Source organism: Terriglobus saanensis SP1PR4, assembly GCF_000179915.2.
GTDB classification, from domain to species: Bacteria; Acidobacteriota; Terriglobia; order Terriglobales; family Acidobacteriaceae; genus Terriglobus; species Terriglobus saanensis.
On record NC_014963.1, the window covers coordinates 1,535,573 to 1,555,037 of the forward strand.

The 19,465-nt window shown below is 58.8% G+C and carries 16 protein-coding genes; 7 read left to right on the top strand and 9 right to left on the bottom strand.

Annotation, left to right across the window (positions count from 1 at the left end; all coding sequences use genetic code 11):
• Nucleotides 1–72: 72 nt before the first annotated feature.
• Together ACIPR4_RS06400 and ACIPR4_RS06405 are read right to left on the bottom strand one after the other, a co-directional pair.
• Nucleotides 73–807, bottom strand: coding sequence for a GvpL/GvpF family gas vesicle protein (locus ACIPR4_RS06400; RefSeq protein WP_013567836.1), 735 nt, complete (start codon nt 805–807; stop codon nt 73–75).
• A gap of 186 nt (nt 808–993) precedes the next feature.
• The gene (locus ACIPR4_RS06405; protein ID WP_013567837.1) at nt 994–1,680 is read right to left on the bottom strand and encodes a trimeric intracellular cation channel family protein; all 687 of its coding nucleotides are present in this window, start codon (nt 1,678–1,680) and stop codon (nt 994–996) included.
• 58 nt (nt 1,681–1,738) lie between these two features.
• Between ACIPR4_RS06405 and ACIPR4_RS06410 the strand changes: the two genes are divergently transcribed.
• Nucleotides 1,739–2,923, top strand: a complete 1,185-nt coding sequence (locus tag ACIPR4_RS06410) for a DUF481 domain-containing protein (RefSeq protein WP_013567838.1) — start codon at nt 1,739–1,741, stop codon at nt 2,921–2,923.
• Here the strand turns inward: ACIPR4_RS06410 and ACIPR4_RS21535 are convergent.
• Nucleotides 2,904–3,509, bottom strand: coding sequence for a c-type cytochrome (locus ACIPR4_RS21535; protein WP_013567839.1), 606 nt, complete (start codon nt 3,507–3,509; stop codon nt 2,904–2,906). The genes ACIPR4_RS06410 and ACIPR4_RS21535 overlap by 20 nt on opposite strands.
• 152 nt (nt 3,510–3,661) lie before the next feature.
• Here ACIPR4_RS21535 and ACIPR4_RS06420 point away from each other — a divergent pair, with 152 nt between their 5' ends.
• The gene (locus ACIPR4_RS06420; RefSeq protein ID WP_013567840.1) at nt 3,662–4,384 is read left to right on the top strand and encodes a hypothetical protein; all 723 of its coding nucleotides are present in this window, start codon (nt 3,662–3,664) and stop codon (nt 4,382–4,384) included.
• A 56-nt stretch (nt 4,385–4,440) separates the two neighbouring features.
• On the opposite strand, the gene ACIPR4_RS06425 is transcribed toward ACIPR4_RS06420, so the two are convergent.
• Nucleotides 4,441–5,835, bottom strand: coding sequence for an aspartate ammonia-lyase (locus ACIPR4_RS06425; protein WP_013567841.1), 1,395 nt, complete (start codon nt 5,833–5,835; stop codon nt 4,441–4,443).
• A gap of 73 nt (nt 5,836–5,908) precedes the next feature.
• On the opposite strand from ACIPR4_RS06425, the gene ACIPR4_RS06430 reads away from it, so the two are divergent.
• Entirely contained in the window at nt 5,909–6,331 is a 423-nt protein-coding gene (locus ACIPR4_RS06430) for an ester cyclase (RefSeq protein ID WP_013567842.1), read from the top strand.
• A gap of 105 nt (nt 6,332–6,436) precedes the next feature.
• The gene (locus tag ACIPR4_RS06435; RefSeq protein ID WP_013567843.1) at nt 6,437–7,960 is read left to right on the top strand and encodes a fumarate hydratase; all 1,524 of its coding nucleotides are present in this window, start codon (nt 6,437–6,439) and stop codon (nt 7,958–7,960) included.
• Between the two features lie 55 nt (nt 7,961–8,015).
• Here the strand turns inward: ACIPR4_RS06435 and ACIPR4_RS06440 are convergent, their stop codons facing one another.
• Nucleotides 8,016–8,639: a nitroreductase family protein gene (locus ACIPR4_RS06440; protein WP_013567844.1), complete on the bottom strand. Its 624-nt coding sequence runs from the start codon at nt 8,637–8,639 to the stop codon at nt 8,016–8,018.
• 96 nt (nt 8,640–8,735) lie between these two features.
• Between ACIPR4_RS06440 and ACIPR4_RS06445 the strand changes: the two genes are divergently transcribed.
• Together ACIPR4_RS06445 and ACIPR4_RS21540 are read left to right on the top strand one after the other, a co-directional pair.
• The gene (locus ACIPR4_RS06445; protein ID WP_013567845.1) at nt 8,736–9,746 is read left to right on the top strand and encodes a YpdA family putative bacillithiol disulfide reductase; all 1,011 of its coding nucleotides are present in this window, start codon (nt 8,736–8,738) and stop codon (nt 9,744–9,746) included.
• Between the two features lie 20 nt (nt 9,747–9,766).
• Nucleotides 9,767–11,647 (top strand): sensor histidine kinase, encoded by a 1,881-nt coding sequence (locus tag ACIPR4_RS21540; RefSeq protein WP_013567846.1) that lies wholly within the window; start codon nt 9,767–9,769, stop codon nt 11,645–11,647.
• Here the strand turns inward: ACIPR4_RS21540 and ACIPR4_RS06460 are convergent.
• From ACIPR4_RS06460 to ACIPR4_RS06475, 4 genes are all read right to left on the bottom strand, one after another.
• The gene (locus ACIPR4_RS06460) at nt 11,637–12,470 is read right to left on the bottom strand and encodes an ABC transporter permease (protein ID WP_013567847.1); all 834 of its coding nucleotides are present in this window, start codon (nt 12,468–12,470) and stop codon (nt 11,637–11,639) included. The genes ACIPR4_RS21540 and ACIPR4_RS06460 overlap by 11 nt on opposite strands.
• An 8-nt stretch (nt 12,471–12,478) precedes the next feature.
• The gene (locus tag ACIPR4_RS06465) at nt 12,479–13,450 is read right to left on the bottom strand and encodes an ABC transporter ATP-binding protein (protein WP_013567848.1); all 972 of its coding nucleotides are present in this window, start codon (nt 13,448–13,450) and stop codon (nt 12,479–12,481) included.
• Between the two features lie 61 nt (nt 13,451–13,511).
• Nucleotides 13,512–14,723, bottom strand: coding sequence for an efflux RND transporter periplasmic adaptor subunit (locus tag ACIPR4_RS06470; protein ID WP_013567849.1), 1,212 nt, complete (start codon nt 14,721–14,723; stop codon nt 13,512–13,514).
• A gap of 28 nt (nt 14,724–14,751) precedes the next feature.
• Nucleotides 14,752–18,021 carry an efflux RND transporter permease subunit gene (locus tag ACIPR4_RS06475; protein ID WP_013567850.1) on the bottom strand — a complete coding sequence of 1,090 codons (3,270 nt, stop codon included), beginning with the start codon at nt 18,019–18,021 and terminating at the stop codon, nt 14,752–14,754.
• Between the two features lie 416 nt (nt 18,022–18,437).
• Between ACIPR4_RS06475 and ACIPR4_RS06485 the strand changes: the two genes are divergently transcribed.
• Nucleotides 18,438–19,361, top strand: coding sequence for an N-acetylglucosamine kinase (locus ACIPR4_RS06485; RefSeq protein WP_013567852.1), 924 nt, complete (start codon nt 18,438–18,440; stop codon nt 19,359–19,361).
• Nucleotides 19,362–19,465: the final 104 nt, after the last annotated feature.

Here is a 19,465-nt window from a genome sequence, read left to right on the forward strand (position 1 = left end):
AGATAGGAAGTGGAAAGACGAAGGGCACGGAGAAATCCGCGCCCTTTGTCTTTCTTTGTCCTTAGGAAGAGATCAGCCTGCAGTCGGGGTGTTGGACTTCGCCACAAAGTGGTACGGAGGCCATGGGCCGGAGAGCTGCATGCTGCACTCCTTCATGCTGGTTTGCGCGGAGGAGTACTTGTTCTGGTAGCGTTCGATGGTCTTGTTATCGATCAGGTGGGCGATATCGAGCAACATCTTGCCCGCATCGGTTCGCTTGCAGGTAATCTCTGTCGCCAGCGGCAGGAACATCCGCTGCATCTGGACAGAAAGTGCGCGCGCACGCGACTGGCGCTCGCGCTGCTGTGAGGCATTTTCGCGGAGGCTTTCGAGATATTCCTTGCCGACACTGCCGTTGAGAATCTTGTGAGTCTCAGGGCAGGTGTCGTCGACGAGTACCTTGAGATGCATCTCAGCCTTGCCGCGCAGACGCTCGACATTGGCGGAGAAGTGCCTGTGATTGGAGCGGACGGAGCGACGAAGGGCATCGTCGTCCTCAAAGGTGGTGTTGAATCGGAAGGGAAGCACCGTGGAGTGTTTGAAGCAGTCCGCAACCACGCGGGCGTGTTCTTTTTGGCACTGTTGCGTGAGACGTGCGTTGTCTTCTGGAGAATGCTCGGAAACGATGACGGTAAGATCTGCCGCGGGGAAGAGGAAGGTCTGATTTCCAAATAAGCCGTGAATCCCCTCAAGGGGCATTGGACGGCGGTGACGGGACATTTGTGGAAAAGCGCTTCGTTCTGCAATGCAGTACGCGTACCAGGACATGGCTGTATCACTCCGGTTCGCTGCGGGTCGATGCCCGGCAGCTGATCTTGTAGAAATCTTTTGGTAACAAATGGCCGTGCGATCACACAGTTTTTATAAAAAGTGAGCTATGCCGAACGCGAGTCGGATACTATGCCGACGGAATCACGTTTGGCAATAGGTTATTTCTCAGGTTCGCAGGTATTTTTAGGGGATTCGGTCGACAGCCCGCGTTCGCCAGCCGAAACGTACGGCAAGCAGCCGAAGCGCGAAGCCCACACCGGTAGCGACACCTGTGGCCACATTGTCCGGCACGCCCACTTTGTGCAGTAAAAGAAACACAAGGGCCGCTATGGCCGCCACCAGGGCGTAGAGTTCGCCTTCCTGGAAGATGCTGGGCGGGTGTCCGCTGAAGAGATCGCGCAGCGATCCTCCACCAACGGCCGTCGTAATGCCCAGGAGCAGGCAGGGCAGAAATCCAAGGCCGGCGTTCAGGGCTCGCGTCGCGCCGGCAACCGTATAGAAGCCGAGACCGGCTGCATCCACGATGAGCATGAGAGTCTGCATGCGGTGTCCGACCATGCTTCCGAAGAAGAGTGCGAGGACTGCACCTGCCAGCGCCAGCGCCAGATAGTGAGGGTGCTGCAGTGCCAGCGGTGGACCGTCGCCGAGCAGGACATCTCGCGCAATACCTCCACCTACGCCGGAGATGAGACCCAGGCCGAGGACTCCTGTGAAGTCGTAGTTGTAGGCTTTGTCCCGGCGTACGGCGAGCGCTCCACCCAATGCCCCGAGGATGATGCTGGACGTTTCCATCGTGCGGAAGAGCGACGCCGACAGGTGGGCGCGATCTGGCAGAGCGGCTGGAAGGCGCGGAAGATCAACGAAATGCATTTGGGTCCGGCCTCCAGATATTCTGATGATGACGTACTTTTTTGGGAAAGGCGAGACTATGGGGAATCTTTGCGGGTGGATGTTGGGGTTGGGAATATTGGTGGGGGTGGGGACGCAGCAGTTGAAAGCGGAGGACAAGGCGGTGCCGCCACCGGCGAAAGCAGAGGATAAAGCGGCAGCTCCCTTACCGGACGTGATTGTTTTTACCAACGGAGATCAGCTCAGTGGGGCCCTGGTCCGCGGCGTGGGTGATTCCGTCGTCTTCAAGAGCGATATGGCAGGCGAACTGACGATCCCGCTGTCCAAGGTGCGAGAACTGCGGTCGAGCGGCAGTTTTGCCGTCCTGAAGAAGAACGCTCCCGTATCCCGCGGCGACCTCCATCCCGGAACCCTGGAAGTGACCGATGGAACCGTCGTCGTCGCCAGCCCCATGGGAGCACCGGAGCAGATGCCGATTAAAGACGTGGCCTACATCCTGGACCAGACGACTTTTGATCGTGAAGTGGAGAAGAAGGCAGGTCCGCTTTATGGCTGGACGGGCGCTGTGAATGCTGGAGCGACGTTTGTTCAATCCACACAGCATGGAGGAACATTCAACGCCGGTCTGACCCTCGCACGCACCGTTCCGACCGTAACTTTCCTGAATCCACGGAACCGTACCCTGTTGGATGTCTCAGAAACCTATGGCAAGCTGACAACTCCTACGATCCCACAGACCGAACCGACGCCAACCCCGGATTCCGTGGTGAAGACGAGTGTCTTCCATGCGGACCTGGAGCGAGATCAGTACTTCACGCAAAGGTTCTATGCGTTGGCCAATACGAGCTTTGACCACAACTTCTCCCAGGGCCTGCAGTTGCAGAGCGTTTACGGTCTTGGTATCGGTTGGACCCCGATCTCGACTCCAAAGCAGCAGTTGGATGTAAAGGCCGATCTGCACTATGAAGGCCAGGGATTTCAGGACCCCAGCACGAACCTGGACCTGATCGGTTCCACCCTCGCTGAAACGTATAAGAGAACGCTGCCTCGCAAACTGGTGCTGACAGAGCAGGCGTCTGTGCTTCCGGCGTGGAATAACTTCAATGCCTATTCTGCGAACGGAAGCATCGGCCTCTCGCTTCCGCTCTTCAAACGCCTGAGCGTCGCGCTGACGACCACCGACAACTTTATCAACAACCCCAGCACCGGCTACAAAAAGAACAGCTTCCAGTTTGTGACGGGCATTACTTATTCGTTGAAGTAGACAGGATTCTGCGGACGGGATCTGGCAGTTCCAGCGCCGAGCTTTCGAGCAAAAGGCTGAGCTGCCAGATCTGCGTGTCGCTGAGTTGGTCCTTGTAGGCCGGCATGCCCTGGTGAGGAAGGCCATTGGCGATGATTTCGTAAACCTGTGCCGACTTCCTGGCAGTAAGGGCATGCGGGTGTTTGCCGTAGAAGAACTGCCCTGCGGGAGGATTCATCTCCAGCCCTGTGTCTGCGGTCAGGCGTGTGTCACCGTGGCAGGAAGCGCACCGGGCCATGTACGTGTGCGCCCCGCCCTCAAAGACATCTTCGCTGGGGCTGAAGGGGGCATCTTTCGCGACGGTAGCCATTTTCTGAGCCAGTTTGCGGGTTGGCGCAGAGGGCTGGGTGATTGGCGCGGTCGCGGGGAGCGTGCTGGTGCCTGGATGAGGACGATGCAGCAGCGGCGTCAGGACCGAGGTGTAACGGTAGAGCCCGTAAACTGCTCCAAGTGTGAGCACGATTCCCAGAAGCACACCAAGGAAAACCTTTCCGCCGGAGCTTTTTTTGCCCCGCGAGCGGGAAGAGGTGGATTTTGTTTTGGCCATAGCTTGCTCCTGCTGTGTTCGGTGCCGCGATTCGGGGCGGCGGATGTTCTAATAAGAGAGGACACGCGGTGAGGTTCAACCCGCCAGCTTCCAAGCTACCAAGTGGCGACATCGGGTAGAAGTGCTTGTTGATGTTCAAGGAGTGTTTGTTGATGTTCCGTTTCTCTTCACGGGCGCGTTTGGCGCTCACCGTTGCGCTGGGAGTATCTCTGGCGAGCTTTTTTTCTCTACATGGACAGACTTCGCGTCAGCGGCGCATCAATGCCACCCGCCAGGCACGCATTGCACGCACGATCGAACAGACCTACACCCACAAATGGGAAGTAGCGGGCGGCGGCGGTTATCTGCGTTTTCGTAGCGGAGAGTTTCTCCAGAAAAATAATGAAGTCACCTGGGCGACCAGCCTGACGCGGAACTTCACCCCGGAGTGGAGCGTCGTCGGCGACGTGCGCGGAGCCTACGGCAACGCCAAGATCGGCAACAATATTTTCAACATCAAGAATCCGCTGATCACGGAGTACACCTTCATGGCTGGGCCGCAGTACCGCTTCTACCGTAAAGAGAAGACGGCGATCAGTGCTCACGTCTTGGCAGGCGCGGCCATGGGCAACTTTGACGGCGGATCGAAGGCCATTCCGGCCTACCGCCTCGGCATGTGGGATACGTCCACAGTGGCTGCCTTCTCGGTAGGAGTGAACTTCGATTACAACCTCTACCATGACCTCGCGTTCCGCATTACGCCGACGTATGTCGGCACACTGTTTCGCGGCGCTCCCATCGACGACAATACGAACCGTCTTTCGGGTTCGACGGGATCGGTCCAGAACAATGTGGGCGTGAATGTCGGTGTGGTTTACCGGTGGGGACACCAGTAGCGTTTTTCGATCTGCAAAAGGGCGCCGGCGACGCTGGCGCCCTTTTTATTTGCGCGCTAGATCGTTTCGCGCGGCTCGGTCATTGCCAGGGGATCGAGGATCTCGCTGATCTGCTCCTCTGTGAGGAGTTTTTTCTCGCGGGCGAGATCGAGGATCGAGCGTCCAGTGCCGACGGATTCTTTGACGATCTCTGCAGCGCTGGCGTACCCGATGTAGGGATTTAATGCGGTGGCGAGCGAGACCGTGGACTGCGCGTAGAAGTTGCAGCGGGGCGTGTTGGCGGTGATGCCGCGGATGCAGCGATGGTCGAGCTCATGCAGGGTGTGCGTGAGGATGGTGATGGACTGCAGGACGTTGTGGGCCATGGTGGGCATCATGACATTGAGTTCGAGCTGGCCCGCCTGCACTGCAAGGGCTACGGCAGTGTCGTTGCCGATGACCTGAAAGCCCACCATGGCAGCGAGCTCGGGCAGAACAGGATTGACCTTGCCGGGCATGATGGAGCTGCCGGGCTGAAGACCGGGGAGACCGATCTCGTTGAAACCGGTGTTCGGTCCGGAAGAGAGCAGGCGAAGGTCGTTGGAGATGCGGATGATCTCCAGCGCCAGGGTGCGGAGCGCGCCGGAGATCTCCGACATCGGCGCGCAGGATTGCATGGCGTAACGCATGTCCGCTGCGGGTGTGAGCTCCTGCTTCGTCAATTTGGAGAGATTCGCGATGGCCTTCGCGCGATACTGCGGATGCGTGTTGATCCCTGTTCCGACGGCGGATCCACCCAGCCCTAGCTCTCGAAGCGACTCAGAAGTCGTGCGGAGGTGACGCAATGATTTTGCTATGGCTACGCCATAGGCGGCGAACTCCTGGCCCAGCCGGATCGGCGTTGCATCCTGCATGTGGGTACGGCCGGATTTGAGGATGCCGTCGAATTCTTTGGCTTTTTCCTCGAAGGAATTTCGCAGGGATTCGAGAACCGGATAAAGATCCTCCAGCGCCAGCAGCGCGGAAAGCCGCATGGCGGTAGGGAAGACGTCGTTGGTGCTCTGGCCGTAGTTGACGTGGTCGTTGGGGTGGACTTTTTTATAGGAGCCGAGGGGATCGCCGAGGATCTGTCCCGCGCGGTTCGCGATGACCTCGTTCGCATTCATGTGAAAGCTGACGCCCGCGCCTGCCTGGAAGACGTCCACGGGGAAGGCGTCGTGGTGTTGGCCGTCGAGGATCTCCTGCGCGGCCTGTTCGATGGCATTGGCCTGTTCTGCGGTGATGAGCTTCAGATCGGCGTTGGCCTGCGCTGCTGCGAGCTTTATGGCGGCGATCGCGCGGATGAGGGCCGGGTTGGCGCGAAGTCCGGAGATAGGGAAGTTCACGATGGCGCGGGCTGTTTGTGCGCCGTAGAGGGCTTCTGCTGGAACTTCGACGTTGCCGAGGGAATCTTTTTCGGTTCGAATGGCCATAGTGTTAGTGTCCCTCATATCACTAGATGCCGGTGCATATGCCACCGGGATAGATGGTCTAAAGGAGAAAAGCATGTCGAAGCAGGATAATCAGGCGGTACTCGGTAAGTTTGCCGAAGCGGCGGGCACAGGCAAATTTGAGCTGTTCGACGAAGTGGTTGCGGCGGATTCGGTCGATCACGATCCTGCTCCGGGACAGGTTGCCGGACCCGACGGCTATCGGCTTGTGTTTACCGAGTTGCATACGGCGTTTCCCGATATCAAGATCGAATTGGCGACGGCGGTGGCGGACGAAGATTCGATTGCCTTTGCGTATACCCTCACTGGAACGCATACGGGGCCCTACCTGGGAATTCCGGGCACAGGCAAGAGCGTGAAGGTACGCGGGCTGCAGATCTCCAAGTTCAAAGACGGCAAGATGGTGGAGCGGTGGGGAAGCTCCGATCAACTTGGCATTCTGCAACAGATCGGCGCGACGGAACTGCCGAAGGCATAGCTTTCGATCTTAGTAGAGCATGGCGCGCAGAACTTTTGCGCGCCATGTTTCATGGCCGAAAGCTGCGGGCCAGCTGTAGGCGTAAGCGGGTAGAATCTGTGAGTCATGACCACGATCCCCCAGGAAGACTTCGTCCAGAGCATCGCCGACGCGCTGCAGCACATCAGCTACTACCATCCCGTCGACTACGTGACGAACCTTGCCCGGGCCTATGAGCTCGAAGAGAGCATCGCGGCCAAAGACGCGATGGCGCAGATCCTTATCAACAGCCGCATGTGCGCGGAGGGCCACAGGCCCATCTGCCAGGACACCGGCATTGTGACGATCTTCCTGAAGATCGGCATGGACGTGCGCTTCGATGCCGAGCTGGATGTGCAAGGGATGTGCGACGAGGGGGTTCGCCGGGCCTACGCTCTGCCGGAGAATGTGTTGCGTGCCAGTGTTCTGGCGGATCCGGCTTTTGGACGGAAGAATACGAAGGACAACACGCCGAGTTGTGTTGTGGTGGAACTCGTCAAGGGCGACCGGGTAGATGTGACCGTCGCGGCAAAGGGTGGTGGGAGCGAGGCAAAGAGCAAGTTTGCCATGCTGAATCCGTCGGACTCCGTTGCTGAGTGGGTGTTGAAGATGGTGCCGACGATGGGTGCGGGATGGTGTCCGCCGGGGATGCTGGGCATTGGCATAGGTGGTACAGCGGAAAAAGCGATGCTGCTGGCGAAGCAGGCATTAATGGACCCGATCGACATGCAGGACCTGCTGGCCCGTGGGCCTGCGAACAAGATTGAAGAACTACGCATCGATCTCTACAAGCGCGTGAATGCGTTGGGTATCGGAGCGCAGGGTTTGGGCGGCCTGACCACTGTTCTTGACATCAAGATTTTGGATTACCCCACGCACGCGGCGAACCTTCCCGTGGCGATGATTCCGAACTGTGCGGCGACACGCCACGCGCACTTTGTGCTGGATGGCAGCGGAGCAGCGACAATTCCCGTCCCAAGCCTGGAAGATTGGCCGGAGCTGACCTACTCGCCCATGAACGCAAGGCGCGCAGATCTGAACACAATCACACGTGAGCAGGTAGCCGAGTGGAAGACGGGCGAGACGGTCCTCCTCAGTGGCAAGCTGCTCACGGGCCGTGACGCGGCGCACAAACGGATGATCGATATGCTGAACCGCGGCGAGAAGCTGCCCGTGGATTTCACGAACCGGTTTATCTACTACGTTGGTCCTGTCGATCCGGTCCGCGAAGAAGTCGTTGGGCCCGCGGGACCTACGACTGCGACGCGTATGGATAAGTTCACGCGACAGATGCTCGAACAAACCGGGCTTCTGGGGATGGTCGGGAAGAGCGAGCGTGGACAGATCGCGATCGATGCAATTCGGGACAACGGCGCGGTGTATCTGATGGCGGTGGGTGGAGCGGCTTACCTGGTGTCGAAGGCGATCAAGGGATCGAAGGTACTGGCATTTGAGGACCTCGGCATGGAGGCTATCTACGAGTTCGACGTGAAGGACATGCCGGTGACCGTTGCGGTCGACGCACGCGGTGTAAGCGTCCACGAGACCGGACCAGCGGAGTGGAAGGCACGCATCGCGGGAGAGTTTGGCGGAGTTGCGATTCTTCAGTAGTCCAGAAGATGGGTGCCTTTCCGAAAGAGAAGGCACCCATGCTTCGTTAAGTTAATTAGAACTCGACGCCTTCGCCCCAATCCGTGAACACGAACTCATCCAGCTCTTTCCGTGAGCGCGGAGCGAGTTCGGGTGCCTTGAAATGCTCCGGCAGGGTCTCCGGATCGCCGAGATATCCGAGCGCCCAGACCGCAACCGGATCGAAGTCGGCAGGGATCGCGAAGGAGGCGCGCAGCGTCTCTGGATCGAAACCACCCATGCCGTGGGTATGGATGCCGAGTTCAATCGCTTGAAGGCAGGCCGTGGCCGAAGCTGCGCCTACGTCATGCTTGGCAACCTTGTTCGGCGCACCGTTGGCACTGAAGGTGTTTTTTGCAACGGCGGCATAGAGGACCGGAGCCGACTGCGCCCACTGCTGATTGACTTCCATCAGACTGCTGAAGATCTTCTTGTAGGCCTCGCCGTGGTCGGGATCGTCCTTGATGCCCAGCAGGTAACGCCAGGGTTGTTCGTTGTAGCTGGAGGCGGCCCATGCGGCGGCGGTGAAGATCTTGCGGAGATCGTGTTTGGAGACAGGCTTGGCCGCAAAGGCACGCGGGCTCCAGCGCTTGAGAATGAGGTCTTTGACGCCGCTGGAGGCGGGGCCGTGCTTGAGGGTTTCGAGCGAACTATCGGACATAAGAACTCCTTAAACAGTGGGATGCGCTGAGACGCCTCGCGGGTACATGGCTTTTTGTTATCAGAAGTCCGGGCTGGAGGATGTTTGAATAGAAGGATGACGACTTCTGCGGAATTTGATGTGCTGGTAATTGGAGCGGGGCCTACCGGTCTGGCGTGTGCGATTGAAGCGCAGAGGGCTGGGCTGCGCGTGGTCCTGGTGGACAAGGGCTGCCTGTGCAATTCTCTCTTTCATTATCCCGCGCACATGACGTTCTTTACCACGCCGGAGTTGCTGGAGATCGGCAATATGCCCTTCAGCAGCCCGAACCAGAAGCCGACGCGGAGCGAGGCACTGGAGTATTACCGCAAGGTGGCGGAACATTACGCTCTGGACGTCCGCCAGTACCACCGCGTGGAGGGCGTCACCGGCGGAGACGGCGACTTTCAGGTGAAGACCGTAGATCGCTTTGAACGTGTTGTAGAGATGCATGCGAAGAAGCTTGTCATCGCGACCGGATATTACGATCTGCCGAACTATCTCAGCATCGAAGGCGAAGACCTGCCGAAGGTGCAGCACTATTACAACGAACCGCATCCGTACTTCGGAATGGATGTTCTTGTCATTGGGGGAAAGAATTCGGCGGCCATTGCGGCGCTCGATCTGTGGCGTCACGGGGCCAAGGTGACGCTGGTGCATCGCGCGGCCGAGATGCATCGGCACGTCAAGTACTGGATTCTTCCCGATATCAACAATCGTGTAAAGAACGGCGAAGTGACCGCCTACTTCTCCTCAACGGTCACGAAGATCGATGAAGACACGGTAACGCTGCAGACGCCCGAAGGTGAAAAGACGATTGAAAACCAGTTTGTCTTTGCTCTGACTGGATATCACCCGGACTTTACTTTCATTGAAAACCTGGGCGTGCGATTGGATGCAGAGAACGCGCGCTGCCCGATCTGCGATCCCGAAACCCTGGAGAGCAACGTTGCCGGAATTTACCTTGCGGGCGTCATCGTCGCCGGGGAACGGACCAACGAAATCTTTATTGAGAACGGACGTTTCCATGGAGCCCAAATCGCGAAGGATCTTGCGATGAAATTCGCTTCAGCGAGTCCAACCAAGTGAAAGAGATAAAGGCATAAGCGATGGTGATCTCCAAGCGTGGATGGGTTCCACGGACGATTCTCGGGCAGCTTCTCCTGGGCACGGTCCTGTTGCAGATCTCTGTACTCACGGTATTTTTGTGGATGAGTATGCGGTCGCAGATGCGAACGATCCATCGGCACGATATGGCGCGCATCGAAGCGCAGGCCCGTTTATTGGCCCGCCTGAGTGTCAATCCTCTTCGTCGAGGAGACAGGGCGGAACTGGGACGGCTGGCGGAGGCTATGCGGTCCTCTACCTCCGTAGTGGGTGCACGCATTACAGATATGCAAGGCAACGTCCTGGCTACGAGCGAAGGTGGGGGCTCCGGTCTGGATGCTGATGAAACCTACGCGTTAAATCGCCAGGACCGCGTTCCGCACTTCGATGCCCTCACGACGCGGAGAGGGAGCAGCGAGGGGATGGCGGAGGTGATGGTCGATGGGCAGCCCGCGGCGGTCGTCTGGCTGCTACCCGACGAAGACATCAACCTGCGTTCGCTGAATGCTTTTGTCAGCAATGCCCTGGTGTATGCGTCTTGCGCCTTGCTTGCGGACTTCTTTTTGATCGGTCTGCTGGCCCGCTCCGTCTCTCGGCCCTTGCGCATCTTGAATCGGGCGACAGAGAGTCTGAGCCGCGATCCCGAAGCCCTCGGCGCATTTCCGCTTCCCGTCACCACGCGGAACGAAGCGGGACGACTCACGCAGAGTTTTAACGCGATGGTCCATGATCTGGAAGTCCAGAGGAGCGGTCTGCGTGAAACTCTGGCCCTGCTGGACTCTATGCTGGGCAACGCCCCGATCGGGTTTGCCTTCTTCGATCGGAAGCACCGGTATGTGCGCATCAATGAGTTCCTCTCTCGCATCAGCGAGCGTCCAGCGGCTGACCATCTTGGACGAACCATGCATGAGATGTATGTCGATCAGGATCTTGCTGGTCGGATCGAAGAAGTCACAGAGCAAGTGTTTAGGACCGGCGAAGTGGTCCATGACATGGAACTCACGGGGAACTTCGGAGATCCCGGTCTGTCCACGGCAAAGCGCGTGTGGATCTGCAACTTCTATCCGGTGCGGACTGGAGAGCATGTTCGTTGGGTCGGTCTCGTGGTGACAGAAGTAACTGAGCGTGCGCGGGCGGAAGAGGCGATGCGTCGCTCCGAGAAGCTGGCTGCGGCAGGACGGCTTGCGGCGTCTATCGCGCATGAGATCAATAATCCGCTCGAGAGTGTTACAAACCTTCTGTTTCTCCTGCAACATCATCCTTCGCTCGATCCTGAAGCGCTGGAGTACGCCGCTCTGGCACAGCGTGAGTTGTCGCGTGTGGGAGAGATCACCCAGCAGACGCTGCGGTTCTACCGTTCTTCTTCCAGGCCAGAGATGGTGCGTCTGGTCGATGTAGTGAACTCGGTTCTGGCACTGCACACGGGACGCATGCAGAGTGCCGGTGTGAGGGTAGAGCGACGCGTCGATGCGACGGCGGAGATCTTTGGATTCACCGGCGAACTTCGGCAGCTACTGGCGAACCTGGTAGGCAACGCGGTGGACGCGATGTCACCCGATGGCCTACTGCGTATCCGCGTGCGCAAAGCGACGTTGCATGGTGTCGAGGGCGTTCGCGTCACCGTAGCGGATACAGGCACCGGTATGAGCGAGGAAGTCCGCCAACGCATCTTCGAGCCATTCTACACGACGAAAGAAGCGACAGGAACGGGGTTAGGGCTCTGGGTCAGTGCTGAGATTGTCGAAAAACACCAGGGTGTCTTGCGTCTTCGCAGCAGCCAGATTGAGGCAGGCAGCGCCTGCTCTGGAACGGTCTTCAGTATCTTTTTTCCACAACAGGCTGTTTCGGAAGTTCCTGTGATCGTTCTGAACGCTAGCCGATAACGCGGCGAAGAAATCCGCGTATGCCCAGCCATGTGAGCAGCGCCAGAAATCCGACCAGCATGAACAGAATTCCAGCTTCGTTCATGTGAGGAAGCGCTGGCGTCAGGGCGGCACGCAGACCTTCGGACATGTACACAATCGGATTCACCAGCACACCAATCTGCAACCAACGGATATGGATCAGTGCGGCCCAGGGGTAGTAGACACAGCCGAGGAAGGTGATCGGCATGACGACCACGCCGAAGATCAGGCCGATCTGCTGCGGCTTGACGGAGGTTCCAATGGTCATTCCCAAAGCGCCTGCAGTCAGCGAAGCCAGAACCAGCACAGCGATCAGGAAGGGCCAGCTGGTGACGTGAAAGAGGGGATGCTGCGTCGGCACATAGTACGCGAGAGGGAAGACGACGATGGCAGCGATCATGCTTTGCATGGCGGAGAAACAGATCTTCTCGATGGCGACGGCGCCCGTTGGCAGAGGGCACATGACGCGGTCATCGATCTCGCGCGTAATCCCGAACTCCTGAGCCAGCGGAAGCGCCACGGCGGCGATACCCGAGAACATGATGGCCACCGCCATCAATCCGGGCAGCAGCACCGTCGAGAAGCCCGGACCGGCCATGCCTGCAGTCGGCGAAAGGCTCGCCCCGCCGGACATGTGCGGCATGATGTAGGTGAAAACGAAGAGAAACAGAAGCGGATTCATGCAGACGCGAATGACGAAGGGAAACATCTCGCGGCGCAGCACATAGAGGTCGCGCAGAAAGAGACCGCGAAAGGCGCGCGCGTACTGGGTAAAGGGTCGGGTTGCTATCTCGGTGCTCATGGACGCTGTTACTCTCTCAGGTCGCGCCCGGTCAGGCGGATAAATACGGTTTCCAGCGTGGGCTGGGTGATGCGCATATCGCGCAGGCCAAAGGGCTGTGCGGAAGATACGATCTCCGAGAGCAGGCCATCCGAGGAGTGCGCCAGGACGCGAAGGAGTTTGCCGGTGCATTCGACGTTCGCGACGCCGTTCATCTGCGCAAACCGCTGGAGAAGATCGTTCGCGTCGTCGCGAAGGTCAAGCTCGTAGATCGTCTCTGCGCCAACGGAGTTCTTCAGAGCTTCAGGTGTGTCTTCCACCAGGATGCGGCCATGGTCGATGATCGCAAGACGGTCGCAGAGTTCGTCGGCCTCTTCCATGTAGTGCGTGGTCAGGACGACGGTGATGCCTTCTTCATGGAGACGCTTGACCGCGTCCCACATGGCGATACGACTCTGCGGATCGAGACCTGCCGAGGGTTCGTCGAGGAACAGAACGCTGGGCCTGTGTGCAATCGCACGTGCGATTTGAACACGCTGAGCCAGGCCGCCGGAGAGCTCTGAAGGATACGCGGATGAACGCTCCGTGAGGTGAAACTGCTCCAGAAGCTGGCGGGTGCGTGCGGTTGCTTCTACAGAAGAGAAACCGAAATACTGGCAGTGAAAGTGGATGTTCTCAAAGATCGTACAGGCGCGGTCGAGGGTGTTGTACTGCGGCACTACACCGATGTGCTTGCGCGCCATGGAGGGGTTGCGAACCACATCGATGCCAGCGATCATCGCGGTGCCTGCTGTGGGCAAAGCGCGTGTGGTGCAGATCGAGATCGTGGTGGTCTTGCCTGCACCGTTCGGGCCCAGCAGACCGTAAATCTGTCCCGGCCGAACATCCAGATCGATATTATCGACGGCGGTTACAGGCTGTTTCCCCTCATAGACTTTGCGGAGGCCGCGAAGAGAGACGATAGCGCTTTGGGATGGCCCAGTTTGATCCTGAAATGTCACGTACCGATTTTAGTGCCTTCCTGTGGTAAGTAGGTCTAAAGTCCTAATTTTTCCAAAAGAATTAGGACTTTTCCGGCTCGACTTTTGCGCCATCGACCACTGCATCGCCGGGGCTGATGACCACAACATCTCCTGGTTTCAAGCCGGAGACCACCTCTGTGTATGCACCGAAGTCGCGACCGAGAACGATCGCACGGTAATGCACGATATGGTTGGCATCCATCACGACGGCCTGCGGCCCCACGGAGCGGACCACGAGCGCATTGGCGGGAAGCAGGACCGGCTTCATGGCAAGGGGAGTATCGAACTGGACGTCGGCGTACATGCCGGGCAGGATCTTGCCGTCGGGATTCGGAAGATCGATCTCGGTCAGCAACGTCCGCGTGGCGGGATCGAGAGAGTTTGAAGTCCGCGTGATGGTGCCGGGAAAGGTGCGTCCTGGAAGCTCGCGCACGTGGATGGTGGCGGACTTCGCGGCAGAGACAGCGCCCGCCATCGACTGCGGGACATTGGCAAAGATACGCACCATGCTGGCCTGGCCGATCGTGAACATCTGGGTCACGGAGTTCAGCGAACCCGAGCTAATGAGCGAACCCGTGTCGATGTTGCGCGAAAGAACGATACCGGCAAAGGGAGCTGTAACCCTGGAAAAGCCGGCCTGCTCTTCCAGCGAGCGGACATTGGCTTCTGCTGCGGCGATATTGGCGCGAGCGGCCTCCACGGCTGCATCATTTGCACCGGACTCCGCAGTGCGGGTCTCCGCGTCGACCTTTGAGACCACACCCGCCTGGTAAAGCTGCTGCCACCGGGCGCCGTTTGCTGTGGAGAGCTTTGCGTTGGCCTGCTGCTGCATAAGCTGCGCCTTCATCTGCAACACGGTCGCCTGCGCCTGCCGCAGGGACTGCTGGGTGGTGGGATCTTCGATGATGGCAAGGAGCTGACCCCTTTTGACGTGGTCGCCGATGTCCACGAAACGCTTGGTCACATAGCCAGACGTACGCGCGAAGACGGGCGTCTGTTCAAACGCCTGCACCGTTCCGGGCAGGTCCAGCTTGGTGTCCGCTGTTCCGGAGGCGATCACGACCGTATGCACGGGGATCTCAGTCGTCGTCTGGACGGCCTGATCGGCGAGTTCATGGTTGTGATGCAACTTCGGAATCAAAAAGACGATCCCGACGAGGACCAGCAGAAGAAACGCGCCTCCAGCAACGGCGACAGGGCCGCGACCAGCGGGCTTCACGGGTTGAACGGTATCGGACATCGTATGAGACATCGTGCTCCTGGTGTTTTCGTGCGAGGAATCAGGCACCGGCTTCTACCTCTTGTTCCTGGGATTCGGAGGTATCTTCCATAAGACCTGGGGCGTTCTTGCGAAGAAGGCTGTAGAAGATGGGGACAATGACCAGCGTAGTCGCGGTTGCAACGAGAAGTCCACCGATGACGGCGCGGCCCAGCGGAGCGTTTTGTTCTCCGCCCTCACCCATACCGAGGGACATCGGAAGCATGCCGAGAATCATGGCCAGCGCGGTCATCATGACCGGTCGAAGCCGTGTGAATCCCGCCGACGAGGCAGCCGACAGCGAATCCATGCCGAGGGCGCGTTGATCGTTGGCAAAGGTCACCATCAGGATGGAGTTGGCCGTGGCGACGCCGATCGTCATAATCGCTCCCATCAGCGAGGGCACGGAGAAGGTCGTCCCCGTAAGGAAGAGGATCCACAAAATACCGCAGGCAGCGCCGGGCAGCGCCATCAGGATGATGAAGGGATCGAGCCAGCTTTGGAAGTTGACGACCATCAGTAGGTAGACGAGGGCTACGGCAAAGATCATGCCGAGGCCGAGGCCGGTGAAGCTGTCCTGCATGCTGCGCACCTGTCCGCGAACGGTGAGCGTGGCTCCCTTGGGAAGCTCCTTCCGCAACGGCGTCAAGACATTGTCGATGTCGCGCGCCACGCCACCCAGATCGCGTCCCTGCGTATTCACGAAGACGTCGTAGACGGGCTGCACGTTGTAGTGGCTTGTGATGGAGGGGCTCGACGTATGGACGATGTCCGCCAGGTTCGAGAGCATCTGCGCCTGGTTGATCGGCGGCGTGATCTGGTTCGCAGAGGCGGAGGCCATGCCCTGTGCCGCCTGCGATCCGGTTCCCGTGATGGGCATGTTTTGCAGTGAATCGACGGAGTCGATCTGGTACTGCGGAACCTGTGCCACGACGGAGTAGTTCACACCGTTCTGCGGATTTAGCCAGTAGTTCGGCGTCGCCGTTCCGCTGCCAGCCAGGGCGTAAAGAACGCTGTTGGCTACATTGTTTTCGGTCAGGCCGACGGTCTGCGCGCGCGTGCGGTCAACATTGACGCGCAGCTCAGGGGAGTACAGCACCTGATGCACGTGAACGTCCGCAGCACCGGGAACTCTCGCCACAGCTGCGCGGATCTTCTGGGCCATGGCATAGTTCTGGTCGGCCAGGCGACCGCTGACCTGAATGTCGATCGGGGCCGGAAGACCGAAGTTCAGGATCTGGTTCACGATATCCGAGGCTTGGAAGTAGAAGACGTCGTCGGGATACTTCTCGCGCAGCACCTTGCGCAGGCGATTGCGATAGATCTCAGTCGGATGATGGTCTTCTTTGAGAGAGAGAAGGATTTCACCATCTTGTACGTCCGTCAGTGAGCCGTCGCCGAAGGCGAGGTTGAACGATCCGTTGGGGATACCGATATCGTCCATGATGTTGTCGATCTCAGAGGCGGGAATGACCTCGCGAATGGTTCCTTCGACATCGCCAAAGATCCGCTCGGCCTCTTCAAGACGTGTACCGGGGGGAGTACGGACGTGGAGACGGAAGCTGCCTGCATCCACCTGCGGAAAGAAGTCCTGACCGATAAAGGGCACGAGACAGGCAGAGAGAAGGATGAAGAGGCCGAAACAGGTCAGCACAAACGTGGTATGCGCAAGCGCCCAGTTCAGGCTGCGATGGTAGGCGTCGCGCAGCTTCTCGAAGTGACGATTGAAGGCGAAGTGGGTATTCCAGATCGGTCCAGCACCTGCGGGCGCTTCGTGGCCGCCTCCTTCGATGGCGGCGTACATCTCCACCTCGGAGGCCAGCAGGAACTTCACCATCGTCGGCACGAGCGTACGCGACAGGAGATAGCTCGCCATCATGGCGAAGACGACCGCCATGCCTAGCGGGGTGAACAGGCTCTTCGCTGCGCCGGAGAGGAAGACGACCGGAACAAAGACGATGCAGATGGCCAGCGTGGAAACGAACGCGGGAACGGCGATCTGCGCCGCACCGTCCAGGATGGCGGGTTCGATCTCCTTACCCAGCCCAAGATTGCGATGGATGTTTTCGATTTCGACCGTGGCGTCATCGACCAGGATGCCGACCGCAAGACCCAGTCCGCCCAGGGTCATCGTATTCAACGTCTGCCCGCAGAGCTTGAGAAGAATGACAGAGACAAGAATCGAGAGGGGAATGGAAACGGCGATGATGACCGTCGAACGCCATGATCCGAGGAAGAGCAGGATCATCAGGGCCGTCAAACCAGCGGCGATGCCGGCTTCCTTCACGACGCCCTGGAGAGCGGCTCGAACGAAGACGGACTGATCGAAGAGCAGGCGCACTTCCGGCGGTGGCGGAGGCAGATTGGCGATGATGAGCGGAAGTCTCTGTTTGACGCGGGCAACGATATCCAGCGTGGACGCGCTCGCGCCCTTCATAATGGTGAGCAGCGTGGCGTGCTGCCCGTTCAGGCGGACGATGTTTTGCTGGATTGCGGAGCCGCTATGGACATGCGCGACGTCGCGCATGTAGACCATGGCCCCGTTCACCTGCCGGACCGGAATGTTATTCAACTGCTCTACGACCGCAGGACTGGCGTTGGTGCGGACGATGTAATCCGTCGTTCCAATCTTCGCGTCGCCACCGGGCAAAATCAGGTTCTGTGCGGTCAAAGCGTTGACCACGTCCGTGGACGACAGGCCTTTGGCGTAAAGGGAGGGAAGGTCCAGGTCCACCATGATCTGTCGCGCGCGTCCGCCGTAAGGAGAAGGCACCTGCGCACCCTGCACGGTGGCAAGCTGCGTACGGACAAAGTTCAGGCCAAGGTCGTAAAGGTCCGTCTCGGAGAGGCGATCGCTCGACATAACGGCCTGCAGAATCGGCACGTTTGAAGCGGAAAACTGAAGAATGAAGGGAGGAGTCGTTCCCGGCGGAAGAATGCGCAGGATGGTCTGGTTGACCGCCGTGACCTCGGCAATGGCTCCATCGACCTTAGCGCCCGGCTGAAAGAAGACCTTGATGATCGAGATGCCGGAGACCGACTGCGATTCGATATGCTCAATATCGTTGACGGCGGTCGTCATCGCGCGTTCACTGATCGTCGTGAAGCGCTTCTCCATCTCGTCCGGGCTCGTACCGCTGTAGGTCCAGACGATGGTGACCACGGGAATATCGATCGTCGGGAAGATGTCCGTGCTCATCGTCAGGATGCTGACAATGCCAAGTACGAGAATCAGAACGGCCATCACGACGAACGTGTAGGGCCTTCTGAGAGCGAGCCGGACAATCCACATCTTGGGAGATCTCCTTTGGCACGGTGGTTCGAAAAAGCTCTACAGAACCGATTTCATGGATAAGGACTTTATTTTCTCATCCCATCGCTGGCGTAGAATGGGCTTTATGGCACGTGGATTCGATAGCAAGAACGTAGAAGAGCAACAGAACGAGGCGGCGCGTGCTGGAAATGATAAGCGAGCGCTCGATATGACAGAGGCGGTAAAGAAACGCCGCGTCCAGGAGCTGTCTTTACAGAGAGAGCGGGTCCTCTCGGAAAGAACTTCCAGCCCGCATCGGAGGTCTGCCCTCGAGACAGCGTTAGCTGACATCGAAGAAAAACTAGCCGAACTAGGCTGGACTATACACATGTAGGTTGTACTAAAGAGGTGTAGACGTACGAGTAGCGTACGAAGATGCAACCTCTGGGATGGTTATGGCTTTTTATCTGGCGATGGACGCTGGCGGAACAAATACGACCTGCGTCCTGGCGGACGATGAGCGCGAGCTTGCGCGGACAACCGTCGGCACCATCAAACGCATGCGCGCCTCGGCTGAACTTTGTAAAGCGAATCTGGAAGAAGCTCTCGCTGCTCTGGAGCTTGCATCTGGCGTGAAGATGAGTGCGGTGAAGCAGACCTGCATCGGTACCGCAGGCGAAACCGTTGCGCTGGTCGCCGACTGGATTCGCGCGGAAGTGGGCGCACGCGTTGGCGGAGACCTGCTTTTGCTGGGCGATGTAGAGATCGCCCTGGACGCTGCATTCCCCGGAGGGCGCGGCGTTCTGGTACTCGCAGGTACCGGTTCCAATGTCTGTGGTCGGACCTCCGACGGTCGACTCACGCGTGCCGGAGGCTGGGGACCAGCTATCGCAGATCAGGGATCTGGCTACTGGTTAGGCCGTGAGGGTCTGCGCCAGGCATTTTTTGCCATGGACACAGAGACCCCCACGCTGCTCATGGATGCCATCTTTGAAGCGTGGAAGGTCACGTCTCTCGGGGACGCAGTGCAGCATGCCCACGCCGTTCCTCCGCCGGATTTCTCCAAGCTCTCGCGTCTCGTCGTGGACTGCGCGGAGCAGGGGGACGAAGTCGCGATCCGCGTTGTGCAGCGCGGCGGTGAGGATCTCGCTGAGCTTGCGCTGGTGGTGATGGACCGTCTGCGCCGTTGGGAAGAAGAGGCGACCGGCATTCCCAGCAGAGTCATGTGCGTGGCTGTGGCAGGAAGCATCATGGCCCATGTGCATAAGCTGCGTGAAGCCATGGCGGACGCGCTTCACACATTTGACCCCGACATTCAGGTGCTTCCGCAACCAGTGGATCCGGTGCTTGGGGCCCTTTGGCGGGCGCGCAACCAATAATCTCCAGCGGTACCGTAACGGGCAGCAGCTAGCGCAGGGCTCGTCCAAAAGCGCATACTATGAGCGCGAAACTTCAATACACAACGAAGACTCCAGGAGCGGTA